Raw genomic sequence first — 12,733 nt, forward strand, 5'->3', positions numbered from 1 at the left:
CGGATACGCTTGAAACGTATCTTACTTTGTCAGCATGATATACATTGTTAAAGAGCATTAGAGCACAAAACTCTAAGCTGGCGGCTTGTGGCTTGCTAATGAAGCACAAACGTCCAACTTAAAGTTCCGTTAACCGCTCTATCGATCAGGTAATTCATTGTGAGCACTTACCGACAGTCAGATGACGTGTCGTTTAAGGAGGTGATCCAGCCGCAGGTTCCCCTACGGCTACCTTGTTACGACTTCACCCCAGTCATGAACCACACCGTGGTGATCGCCCTCCGAAGTTAGGCTAACCACTTCTGGTGCAGTCCACTCCCATGGTGTGACGGGCGGTGTGTACAAGGCCCGGGAACGTATTCACCGTGACATTCTGATTCACGATTACTAGCGATTCCGACTTCACGGAGTCGAGTTGCAGACTCCGATCCGGACTGAGACCGGCTTTATGGGATTAGCTCCACCTCGCGGATTCGCAACCCATTGTACCGGCCATTGTAGCACGTGTGTAGCCCTACCCGTAAGGGCCATGATGACTTGACGTCGTCCCCACCTTCCTCCGGTTTGTCACCGGCAGTCTCCCTAGAGTTCCCGACCGAATCGCTGGCAAATAGGGACAAGGGTTGCGCTCGTTACGGGACTTAACCCAACATTTCACAACACGAGCTGACGACAGCCATGCAGCACCTGTCTGAGAGCTCCCGAAGGCACCAATCCATCTCTGGAAAGTTCTCTCGATGTCAAGGGTAGGTAAGGTTCTTCGCGTTGCATCGAATTAAACCACATGCTCCACCGCTTGTGCGGGCCCCCGTCAATTCATTTGAGTTTTAACCTTGCGGCCGTACTCCCCAGGCGGTCGACTTATCGCGTTAACTGCGCCACAAAGCTCTCAAGGAGCCCAACGGCTAGTCGACATCGTTTACGGCGTGGACTACCAGGGTATCTAATCCTGTTTGCTACCCACGCTTTCGCACCTCAGCGTCAGTGTCAGTCCAGAAGGCCGCCTTCGCCACTGGTATTCCTCCCGATCTCTACGCATTTCACCGCTACACCGGGAATTCTACCTTCCTCTCCTGCACTCTAGCCTGACAGTTCCGGATGCCGTTCCCAGGTTGAGCCCGGGGCTTTCACAACCGGCTTATCAAGCCGCCTACGCGCGCTTTACGCCCAGTAATTCCGATTAACGCTCGCACCCTCCGTATTACCGCGGCTGCTGGCACGGAGTTAGCCGGTGCTTCTTCTGTGAGTGATGTCCTCCCTCGAGGGTATTAACCTCAAGGCTTTCTTCCTCACTGAAAGTGCTTTACAACCCGAAGGCCTTCTTCACACACGCGGCATGGCTGGATCAGGCTTTCGCCCATTGTCCAATATTCCCCACTGCTGCCTCCCGTAGGAGTTCGGGCCGTGTCTCAGTCCCGATGTGGCTGATCATCCTCTCAGACCAGCTACGGATCGCAGCCTTGGTGAGCCGTTACCTCACCAACTAGCTAATCCGACATAGGCTCATCCGATAGCGCAAGGTCCGAAGATCCCCTGCTTTCCCCCGTAGGGCGTATGCGGTATTAGCCTGGGTTTCCCCAGGTTATCCCCCACTACCGGGCAGATTCCTATGCATTACTCACCCGTCCGCCGCTCGACGCCTCCTAGCAAGCTAGGATCGTTTCCGCTCGACTTGCATGTGTTAGGCCTGCCGCCAGCGTTCAATCTGAGCCATGATCAAACTCTTCAGTTTAAAGTCTGATAGTCCGTTAAGCGGACCAAACTTGGCTCAAGGTTCAAACGTCTCGTTTGACGAGTCGCTTGCCTTGATATTTCAGTGACAGTGTCACTGACTCATCGGCAAGCGCCCACATGAATTACCTGATCAAATTATTAAAGAGCGTGCTCTGGGCTCTATAGTGAGCTTAAAGAGCGTCTCGCTTTGCTGCGCCGCAGCCCGAATCTTTAACCCGAGCCCTTGTCGCAACGCCCTGCGAGGAAGGCGTATTCTACAGAATCGAAGCGTTTCGTCAAGGCTTTCTTTTTTTCGCCGTGCAAGCGATGCCTGCAGGACCCAAGAAAGCGAAGCGAGCCTGACGCGCATCCTGCGATGCCGTCCTGGCGACTCCGATCGAGTGGCGAGCATTTTACCGATTTCTCGTTGCCCGTCAAGTGGAGAATTTTTCGAAGACTTCAAAAAGCCTTTTCAAAACAATCACTTTTACCACTCTTCACCGCCTGTGACGTTTGCTCGTCGTCGGCAGCGGATGCGTACTTTACGGATCGGGGCCGGCCTTGGCAAGCACTTCGTGTAAAAAAATTTCGACCAAAGGCTAAGCCTGCCCGGCGACGGATTTTGCAGGCCCATGGGTACGCCCGGGGACAGCGCTGCCCACGCTGCCCAAGCCACCGCCCTCCCCTCGTTGGTCTCTACAGCACCAGCAGATCGACAAAGCGATGAACCGGCGTCGCCGCCAGGCGCTCGGCGTCCTGATACAGCGTCATGATCTCGTCGCAACGTCCGGGGGCGAATCGGGTGGCCAGGTGGCGTCGACACTTGGCCTCGAGCACCGCCATGCCCTCTTCGCGACGACGGCGATGACCAATGGGATAGGCCACCTCCACCTTGTCGGTCGCACTACCATCGGTGAACACCACCCTGACCGCGTTGGCGATCGATCGCTTGTCCGGGTCCAGATAGTCCCGTGTATAGCCCTCGTCCTCGACGACCACCATCCTTGCCCGCAGCTCATCGATCTCCGGATGAGCCTGATGAAAGTCATCCTCGTAGTGCTCGGCCTGAAGCTCACCCAGCATCAGCGGTACCGCCACCATGTACTGCAGGCAGTGGTCTCGATCTGCCGGGTTGGCCAGCGCCCCTTCCTTGGAGATGATGCGTATTGCCGACTCATGGGTAGTCAGCTCGATGCGCTCGATCTCATCCAGCCGCCCCTTGACCTCGGGGTGCAGGGTGACCGCCGCCTCGCAGGCCGTCTGGGCATGAAACTCTGCGGGGAAGGACAGCTTGAACAGGATGTTCTCCATCACGTAGCTGCCAAACGACTGAGGCAGGCGTAGACGCCGGGTGTCCTCGGGTTTCAGCGAGAGATCACGATTGGAGTGACTGAAGGAGACATCACAGAAGCCCCACTGGGGAGCGCTCAGGACGCCGGGTATGCCCATTTCCCCGCGCATCGCGATGTCCACCAGACGCGCCGCCCGCGAGGTGGCGTCACCGGCGGCCCAGCTCTTGCGCGAACCGGCATTGGGAGCATGGCGGTAGGTGCGCAGGCTCTGACCGTCGACGAAGGCATGGGATAGCGCCGACAGCGTCTGCTCACGACTGGCGCCGCGCAGCCTGGCGATAGCGGCAGTGGACGCCACCTTGACCAGTAACACGTGGTCCAGTCCGACACGATTGAACGAGTTCTCCAGCGCCAGCACGCCCTGTATCTCGTGTGCCCGTATCATCGCATCGAGCACCTCGTGCATGACCAACGGGGCTTCGCCTCTGGCCACGCGGCACTGTGAGAGATGGTCGGCCACCGCCAGGATACCGCCCAGATTGTCCGACGGGTGCCCCCACTCCGCCGCGAGCCAGGTATCGTTGTAGTCCAGCCAGCGCACCATGGCTCCGATATCGAAGGCCGCCTTGATCGGGTCCAGTCGATAGGACGTGCCAGGCACCCGCGAGCCACATGGCACCTGGGTGCCTTCCACCAGCGGCCCCAGATGCTTGGTGCATTCTGGGAAGCGCAATGCCAGCAGGCCACAGCCCAAAGTATCCATCAGGCAGTGGCGTGCGGTATCGAAGGCCTCGTCACTATCGATGACGGCGTCCAGCGCATAGTCGGCGATGGCCTTGAGTTCGTCGTCGTAGTCGGGACGAACATTGGATTCGACGGTGCTCATGTCTGCCTCCTTCCAGTGAGCGCTATCGCCCGCTGCCGGCGTGCCTGCACCTGAGCCAGGGCCTGAGCCTGTGCCTGTATCAGGGCAGGGGCCGGGAGTCCGAGGACCAGCGTGGGCGGATGGCGAGAGGTTCGAGAATGGGGGAGAACGACAGCGCCGCCTGGCGGCGGCGCTAATGCAAAAGGTCCGTTGTCAGTATCGTCGTGGTGCGCCACTGGCGCCAGTATCGACACTGGCGGGCTTCATCGGTCGAGAGCGTTATGAATCGAGGACGTCCGCCGGCACCCTGACCTTGCCCTCCATCAAAATGCGGGCACTGCGGCTCATGGTCGCCTCCGTGGCGGTCCATTCCCCGTCCAGCTGTTCAGCTCGCGCCCCGACCCGCAGGGTGCCGGAGGGATGACCGAAGACCACCGAACTGCGCCCCTCGTCGCCGCCGGCAGCCTGGCTGACCAGGGTCCCCGGCACCGCGGCGGCCACTCCGATGGCCACGGCCGCGGTGCCCATCATGGCGTGATGCAGCTTGCCCATGGACATGGCCCGCACCAGCAGATCGATATCGCCTTCGTCGATCTGCTTGCCGCTGGACGCCCGGTAGCCACGAGGCGAGGCGACGAAGGCCAGCTTAGGCGTGTGCTGACGGTTCGCGGCCTCCTCGAGTCTCGAGATCAGACCCATCTTCAGCGCGCCGTGGGCCCGTAGCGTCTCGAGCCGATCGAGGGTGGCGGGGTCTGAATTGATATCGTCCTGAAGCTCGGTGCCGTCATAGCCAAGGTCGGCCGCGCTGACGAAGATGGTCGGAATACCGGCATTGATCAGGGTTGCCTGAAGGCGACCTCCGGCCACCACCTCCTCGGGAACCTCGAGTTCATCCACCACCTGGCCTGTCGGGAACATCCGCCCTTCGCCGTCGGCGGGGTCCTTGAAGGCCAGGCCGATCTCGGCGGCGGGGAAGGCCACGCCGTCGAGCTCGAAGTCACCGCTTTCCTGCACCTGACCGTCCTGTATCGGCACTCGGGCGACGATGGTCTTTTCAATGTTGGCCTGCCAGATGCGTACCTCCACCTCGCCGTCGGCAGGAATTCGCTCAGGCGGGATCAGTCCGCTCTCGATGGCGAAGGGACCGACCGCCGAGGACAGGTTGCCGCAATTACCGCTCCAGTCGACAAAGGCCTCGTCGATGGCCACCTGGCCAAACAGATAGTCGACATCGTGATCCGGCGACTCGCTGGCGCTGACGATGACCACCTTACTGGTGCTGGAGGTGGCGCCACCCATGCCGTCGGTGTGCTTGGCGTAGGGATCGGGGCTACCGACCAGACGCATCAGCAGGGCGTCGCGCACGGGGCCGGGCTCACGCGCGGCCTCGGGCAGGTCGTCCTTGCGCAGGAAGGTGCCCTTGCTGGTGCCGCCACGCATGTAGATGGCGGGAATGCGGAGCTGCGGAGCAAAAGCGGCCATCACGCCACCTCCGATTCGAGGAAGTCCTGGGCGAAACGCTGCAGCACGCCACCGGCTTCGTAGATCGACAGCTCCTCGAAGGTGTCGAGACGACAGGTCACCGGCACCTCGACGCTTTCTCCGTCACGCCGCTTGATCACCAGGGTCAGGCTGGCCCCCGGCTGGATGTCGCCGCGGACATCGAAGGTCTCGCTGCCGTCGATGCCGAGGGTCTTGCGTGTGGTCCCCTCCTCGAACTGCAGCGGCAGTACCCCCATGCCGATCAGGTTGGTGCGGTGGATGCGCTCGAAGCCCTCGGCCACGATGACCTCGACACCGGCCAGACGCACCCCCTTGGCGGCCCAGTCACGGGAGGAACCCTGACCATAGTCGGCCCCGGCGATCACGATCAGCGGCTGCTTGCGCGCCATGTAGGTCTCGATGGCCTCCCACATGCGCATGACCTCGCCCTCGGGCTCGAGGCGAGCCAGTGAGCCCTGCTTGACCTCACCGTCGACCACCGCCATTTCGTTGATCAGCTTGGGGTTGGCGAAGGTCGCCCGCTGGGCGGTCAGGTGATCACCTCGATGGGTGGCGTAGGAATTGAAGTCCTCCTCCGGCAGGCCCATCTTGGCCAGGTACTCCCCCGCCGCGCTGGTCGGCAGGATGGCATTGGACGGCGAAAGGTGGTCGGTGGTGATGTTGTCCCCCAGCACCGCCAGGGCGCGCAGCCCGGTCAGCGAGCGCTCGGCGGCCAGCGCACCCTCCCAGTACGGCGGACGCCGGATATAGGTGCTCATCTCGCGCCAGTCGTACAGCGGGCTGATGTCCTTCGACCTGTCGAAGGTGGTGTCGAACATCGGGATGTAGACGTCGCGGAAGTGCTCCGGCTTGACGCTCTCGGCGATGATCGCATCGATCTCGTCATCCGCCGGCCACAGATCCTTCAGGGTGATCGGGTTGCCCTCGGCGTCTTCGCCCAGGGCGTCCTTCTCGATATCGAAGCGCACGCTGCCGGCGATGGCGTAGGCCACCACCAGCGGCGGAGAGGCCAGAAACGCCTGCTTGGCGTAGGGGTGGATACGCCCATCGAAGTTGCGGTTACCCGACAGCACGGCGGTGGCGTAGAGATCACGCTCGACCACCTCCTTCTGGATCACCGGATCGAGCGCACCACTCATGCCGTTGCAGGTGGTGCAGGCAAAGCCAACAATGCCGAAGCCTAGCTGCTCGAGCTCACCGAGCAGGTTCGACTCCTCCAGATACAGCTGCACCGCCTTGGACCCCGGAGCCAGCGAGGTCTTGACCCAGGGCTTGCGGGTCAGGCCCAGCGCGTTGGCGCGCTTGGCCAGAAGCCCCGCGGCGATGACGTTGCGCGGATTGGAGGTATTGGTACAGCTGGTGATGGCGGCGATGATCACCGCGCCATCGGGCATCTCGCCGTCCTTCTGCTCGTAGGGGGCAGCGATGCCGCGACTGGCAAGCTCTCGGGTAGAGACCCGGTTGTGCGGACTCGAAGGCCCCGCCAGGGTGCGCTCCACCTTGGACAGGTCGAAGTGCAACACCCTTTCGTAGTCGGCGTTGACGAGGCTGTCGGCCCACAGGCCGGCGGCCTTGGCGTAGGTCTCCACCAGTTCGATCTGCTCCGGCTCGCGCCCGGTCAGCTTGAGGTAGTCGAGGGTCTGATCGTCGATGTAGAACATCGCGGCGGTGGCGCCATACTCCGGCGTCATGTTGGAGATGGTGGCACGATCACCCAGTGTCAGGTGCCCCGCGCCTTCACCGAAGAACTCGAGATAGCTCGACACCACCCGTTCGCTGCGCAGGTATTCGGTCAGCGCCAGCACGATATCGGTGGCGGTGATGCCAGGCTGGGGCTTGCCGCTGAGCTCCACCCCGACGATGTCAGGCAGTCGCATGTAGGAGGCACGCCCCAGCATCACGCTTTCGGCCTCGAGCCCGCCCACCCCGACGGCGATCACGCCGAGGGCGTCCACGTGGGGCGTGTGGCTGTCGGTACCCACCAGGGTGTCGGGGAAGGCCACGCCGTCACGGGCCTGGATCACCGGCGACATCTTCTCCAGGTTGATCTGGTGCATGATGCCGTTGCCGGGGGGGATCACGTCGACGTTCTCGAAGGCTTCGCGGGTCCAGTTGATGAAGTGAAAGCGGTCCTCGTTGCGCCGATCCTCGATGGCGCGGTTCTTGTCGAAGGCGCCCTCCTCGAATCCCGGGTGCTCCACCGCCAGCGAATGGTCGACGATCAGCTGGGTCGGCACCACCGGATTGACCTTGGCCGGATCACCACCCTTCTCGGCGATGGCGTCACGCAGGCCGGCCAGGTCGACCAGCGCCGTCTGCCCGAGGATGTCGTGGCACACCACCCGCGCGGGGAACCAGGGAAAGTCGAGTTCGCGCTTGCGCTCGATGATCTGGGACAGCGCCGCCGTGAGATCCTCCGGCGGACAGCGGCGCACCAGGTTCTCGGCCAGCACCCGGGAGGTGTAGGGCAGTCGGTCGTAGGCGCCGGGAGAGATGGCGTCCACCGCCTCCCGGGTATCGAAGTAGTCAAGGTCAGTCCCCGGCAGGGGCTTGCGATAGTCGGTGTTCATGGGCGTCACGGTCTCGGGCGCCCGAGGGCACGGCCCTCGCGGCGCGAATATGGTAGGAAGGCGGCGGAGCCACTTGTGCCTGCGCATGACCATGACCACAACCATGACCATGCGCGCGCCCCGCCGCTCGAGCCTCGGGATACCGTTGGGGTACCTTCGGGAGAGCCCCGGGCTCAGTCACGCTCTTCGATGGGTACCCATTCGCTGTGGGCGGGGCCGGTGTAGTCGGCGCTGGGGCGGATGATGCGGTTGTTCTCGCGCTGCTCGAACACGTGGGCGCACCAGCCGGTCACCCGAGAACACACGAAGATCGGGGTGAACAGCTTGGTCGGGATATCCATGAAGTGATAGGCGCTGGCGTGGAAGAAGTCGGCGTTGCAGAACAGCTTCTTCTCGCGCCACATCACCGCTTCGACCCGCTCGGACACCGGGTACAGGCGGGTGTCGCCCACGTCGTCGGCGAGCTTCTTCGACCAGTGCTTGATGATGGCGTTGCGCGGGTCGGACTCGCGATAGATGGCGTGTCCGAAGCCCATGATCTTTTCCTTGCGCTCGAGCTTGCCGAGGATTTCGCGCTCGGCTTCTTCGGCGCTCTGCCAGTTCTCGATCATCGCCATCGCCGCCTCGTTGGCGCCGCCATGCAGCGGGCCACGCAGGGAGCCGATGGCCCCGGTGACGCAGGAATGCATGTCGGACAGGGTCGATGCACAGACACGAGCGGTAAAGGTCGAGGCGTTGAACTCGTGCTCGGCGTAGAGGATCAGCGAGACGTTCATCACCCTGGCATGCAGCTCGGAGGCCGGCTCGTCACGCAGCAGGTGCAGGAAGTGCCCGCCCACCGACTCGTCGTCGGTCTCGGTGTCGATGCGCACGCCATCATGGCTGAAGCGGTACCAGTAGCAGATGATCGAGGGCAGCGCCGCCAACAGGCGATCGGAGACGTCCTGCTGCTGGCTGAAGTCGGCCTCGGTTTCCAGGTTGCCGAGCATCGAAGCACCGGTACGCATCACGTCCATCGGGTGGGCGTCCGCCGGGATCTGCTCGAGTACCGTCTTGAGCGCCTCGGGCAGACCGCGCAGGCCCTTCAACTTGGTGATGTAGGCATCCAGCTCGCTCTGGTTGGGCAACTTGCCTTTGAGCAGCAGGTAGGCCACCTCCTCGAAGCGGGCCTTGTCCGCCAGTTCCTTGATGTCGTAGCCGCGATAGGTCAGGCCCGAGCCACTCTGGCCCACGGTGCACAGTGCGGTCGCACCGGCGCTCTGTCCCCGCAGACCGGCTCCTCCAATCGGTTTATCAGCCATGGCGTATCTCCATTTTCGTCATTGGTCGTTGTTATAAAAAAGGCATGAAAGGCGTGCTGGACGCCCGAGGGTCTCTCAGTCCTTGCCCTCGTCGAACAGCGCGTCGAGCTTGCGCTCGAAGTCGTGGTAGCCCAGCACGTCGTAGAGTTCGTCGCGGGTCTGCATGGTGTCGACCACGTCGCGCTGGTGTCCGTTGTCGTGAATGCTCTGGTAGACCTTGAGCGCGGCAGCGTTCATGGCGCGGAACGCCGACAGCGGGTAGAGCACCATGCTGCACCCCACCTCGGCCAGTTCCTGCTGACTGAACAGCGGGGTGGCACCGAATTCGGTGATGTTGGCCAGGATCGGGGCATCCACCCGCTCGCAGAAGGCGCGATAGTCGTCGAGGGTGTGCACCGCCTCGGCGAAGATCGCATCGGCACCGGCCTCGATGCAGGCGTTGGCACGGTCGATGGCCGCGTCGAGTCCTTCCTTCTGGAAGGCATCGGTACGGGCGATCAGGTAGAACTCCGGATCGATGCGCGCGTCGGCAGCCGCCTTGACCCGATCCACCATCTCCTGCTGGGACACGATCGCCTTGTTGGGGCGATGGCCACAGCGCTTCTGCGCCACCTGGTCTTCCAGGTGCACGGCAGCGACCCCGGCCCGCTGCATCTCCTTGACCGTACGCCCGATATTGAAGGCGCCCCCCCAGCCGGTATCGATGTCCACCAACAGCGGAAGGTCACTGGCCCCGCAGATGCGATGGGCGTCTTCCACCACATCGTTCATGGTGGTCATGCCCAGGTCCGGCAACCCGAAGGAAGCATTGGCAACGCCACCGCCGGACAGATAGATCGCCTGATGCCCGACCCGCTCGGCCAGCATCGCGGTGTAGGCGTTGATGGTGCCGACGATGGGCAGCGGGCTATTGGCGTTGAGCGCCGCACGAAAGCGGGCACCAGGGGTCGAAGTGGACGAGGATGTCATGGGGGGCTCCAGTCAGGGGAAAGTAAGATCAGGTCACGAGGCCGTTGCCGGCGACCACCTGGGGTTCGTCGCGCCCCTCCAGAGAGGCGGCGTAGCGCGCCATCACGTTCTCGCGGGAAGCGCTGACGTGGCGACGCATCAGCAGCTCCGCCAGCTCGGCGTCACCCGCCTCGATGGCGTCGACGATACGGTGGTGCTCGACGAAGGCCTTCTGCGGACGTGCACCGCTGGCGCTGAACTGGGTGCGGTACATCCGGACCAGGTAATAGAGGTCGTCGCACAAGAGGGCCATCAGCATGCGATTGTGGCTGCCCACCACGATACGATAGTGGAAGTCCAGGTCGCCCTCGCGCTGATAGTAGGCCTCACCGCTGGCCAGATCAGCCTGCTTCTCGTGCACCGCCAGCACTTCTCTGAGGCCGGCGATCTCGCTGGCGGTCATATGCTCGGCGGCGATCCTGGCGGCCATGCTTTCCAGTGCCTCGCGCACGTCGAACAGCTCCATCAGCTCCTTCATCGACAGCTTGACCACCCTGGCACCCACATGGGGTACCCGTTCGATCAGCCGGTGAGCCTCGAGTCGTCGCATGGCCTCGCGCAGCGGCCCACGAGAAATACCGTAGGCCTTGGACAGTCCCGGCTCGGTGATCTTGCTGCCCGGCGCCAGTTCTCCCCGGACGATGGCGTCCTGCAATTGATGAAAGACCCGCTCGGCGAGGGTTCTGACTTCGGGGGTGGCGGGGGTCTCGTATTCGGCGCTGGTCATGGGATCATTGTCGACAATGTTGGGATAACGGAAATGTAAGATACGCCAAGGCGCGGGTCAATGGCCTGATCAGGCTCATAACCTTAACCATTGGTTGTAGACAATGCCATCCATCTTCCTTGTCCTGTCGACAATGCAGCGTTGACTCGCGCCATCCTTCCACAACGACAAGCCCTGTCGTTGCCCGTAGAATATGCCGCCTGCAACGCCCGAGGCCCCGAATGAACGCCGAGCTCCAGACCACCTCCCTGCCCTACCACGCGACCCCCCTGCGCTATTTCGAGGCTCTGCGCTCGAGGCCCGGAGCGGTCCTGTTGGACAGCGGCCGGCCCCAGGCCCCCGGCGGACGATTCGATATCCTCTCGAGCGACCCCATCGAATGGCTGGAAGTCGATCAGCATGGTCTGCCCAGAGACTCAAGCGGCAGGGCCCTCGAGGGTTCCGCCTTCGACGCCCAGCAGCGCCTGCTCGAACGCCTGCCCCGTCCACGCCAGCCGCTTGATCTTCCCTTCGTCGGCGGGCTGATCGGCTACTGGAGCTACGACCTGGGCCGGCAACTGGCGGGAATCGAAGGGCCTTCACAGACCGCCACCGCCCTGCCTCAGGCCCGGCTCGGCCTGTATGACTGGGCGCTGATTCAGGACCACCAGGAGCGCCGCTGCCTTCTCGTCGCCTCCCCCGAACGGCGCGAGCAGGTACAGGCCTGGCTGGCGACAGCGACACCTGCCGGCGACTTTTCGCTGAGCTCCGCCTTCACCTCCAACCTGAGCGAAGCGGGCTACCGCGATCGCTTTGCCAGGGTGCAGGACTATATCCGTGCCGGAGACTGCTACCAGATCAATCTGGCTCAACGGTATTCGGCGGATTACCGGGGAGACCTGTGGCAGGCCTATCTCCGCCTGCGTGACGCGACGCCGACCCCCTTCGCCGGCTTCATGGCCTGGCAGTACGCAGGGCGCGAACAGGCGCTGCTGTCGCTGTCGCCCGAACGCTTCGTTGAAAGCCGCCAGGGCGAGGTGGAGACGCGTCCGATCAAGGGCACGCGGCCGCGGGGAGCCAATGAGCAGGAGGATGCAGCCCTGGCACAGGAGCTGTCCTCGAGCATCAAGGATCGTGCCGAGAACGTGATGATCGTGGACCTTCTGCGCAATGATCTGGGTCGCGTGTGTCAGCCCGGCACGGTGAAGGTCCCCCAGCTGTGCGGACTGGAAAGCTACGCCAATGTTCACCATCTGGTGAGCGTGGTGAAGGGACGCCTACCCGCCGAGACGCCACCGCTCAAGCTGCTGGAAGCGGCCTTCCCCGGTGGCTCGATCACCGGCGCCCCCAAGATTCGCGCCATGCAGATCATCGACGAACTGGAGCCGGATCGACGCAGCGCCTACTGCGGTAGCCTCGGCTACGTCGATGTGCGTGGCCATATGGATACGTCCATCGCCATCCGTACCCTGGTCGCCGATGCCGGCCGACTGCACATCTGGGGCGGTGGTGGCCTGGTGGCGGATTCTCGGGAACAGGCCGAGTACACAGAAACCCAGGACAAGATTCGCCATCTAATGGCCGCCCTGGGCACTGCGACTGACTCGCGCTAGACAGGAACAGGCCGACCTACCATAAAGAAACCCAGGACAAGATTCGCCATCTGATGGCCGCCCTGGGCACACCTGCCAAATAGTAATAAGAAACCTTACCGCTAATCGATAAACGATATATAAGAACCGAACCAATCGATATTGGGGCGATGGCGGCGGGTT

7 protein-coding genes and 1 rRNA gene are annotated in these 12,733 nt (G+C 62.7%); 1 reads left to right on the plus strand and 7 read right to left on the minus strand.

Annotated elements, in window-relative coordinates:
* Positions 1-194: 194 nt before the first annotated feature.
* The 7 genes from NFG57_RS14425 to NFG57_RS14455 form a co-directional block, all read right to left on the minus strand.
* Positions 195-1,732: ribosomal RNA gene (locus NFG57_RS14425) — 16S ribosomal RNA — on the minus strand.
* A gap of 677 nt (positions 1,733-2,409) precedes the next feature.
* Positions 2,410-3,891, minus strand: coding sequence for a bifunctional 2-methylcitrate dehydratase/aconitate hydratase (locus NFG57_RS14430; protein WP_045993767.1), 1,482 nt, complete (start codon positions 3,889-3,891; stop codon positions 2,410-2,412).
* Between the two features lie 258 nt (positions 3,892-4,149).
* Positions 4,150-5,352, minus strand: a complete 1,203-nt coding sequence (gene prpF / locus NFG57_RS14435; protein WP_348814593.1) for a 2-methylaconitate cis-trans isomerase PrpF — start codon at positions 5,350-5,352, stop codon at positions 4,150-4,152.
* Positions 5,352-7,943: a Fe/S-dependent 2-methylisocitrate dehydratase AcnD gene (gene acnD / locus NFG57_RS14440; RefSeq protein ID WP_348814594.1), complete on the minus strand. Its 2,592-nt coding sequence runs from the start codon at positions 7,941-7,943 to the stop codon at positions 5,352-5,354. The genes prpF and acnD overlap by 1 nt, the downstream gene beginning before the upstream one ends.
* A 173-nt stretch (positions 7,944-8,116) precedes the next feature.
* Positions 8,117-9,244 carry a 2-methylcitrate synthase gene (prpC, locus tag NFG57_RS14445; protein ID WP_108450040.1) on the minus strand — a complete coding sequence of 376 codons (1,128 nt, stop codon included), beginning with the start codon at positions 9,242-9,244 and terminating at the stop codon, positions 8,117-8,119.
* A gap of 75 nt (positions 9,245-9,319) precedes the next feature.
* Positions 9,320-10,213 carry a methylisocitrate lyase gene (gene prpB, locus NFG57_RS14450; RefSeq protein ID WP_045993771.1) on the minus strand — a complete coding sequence of 298 codons (894 nt, stop codon included), beginning with the start codon at positions 10,211-10,213 and terminating at the stop codon, positions 9,320-9,322.
* 28 nt (positions 10,214-10,241) lie between these two features.
* Entirely contained in the window at positions 10,242-10,979 is a 738-nt protein-coding gene (locus NFG57_RS14455; RefSeq protein ID WP_045993772.1) for a GntR family transcriptional regulator, read from the minus strand.
* Between the two features lie 221 nt (positions 10,980-11,200).
* On the opposite strand from NFG57_RS14455, the gene pabB reads away from it, so the two are divergent.
* Positions 11,201-12,571 carry an aminodeoxychorismate synthase component I gene (pabB, locus tag NFG57_RS14460; protein ID WP_348814595.1) on the plus strand — a complete coding sequence of 457 codons (1,371 nt, stop codon included), beginning with the start codon at positions 11,201-11,203 and terminating at the stop codon, positions 12,569-12,571.
* Positions 12,572-12,733: the final 162 nt, after the last annotated feature.

The organism is Halomonas sp. H10-59 (genome assembly GCF_040070555.1).
Lineage (GTDB): Bacteria > Pseudomonadota > Gammaproteobacteria > Pseudomonadales > Halomonadaceae > Halomonas > Halomonas litopenaei.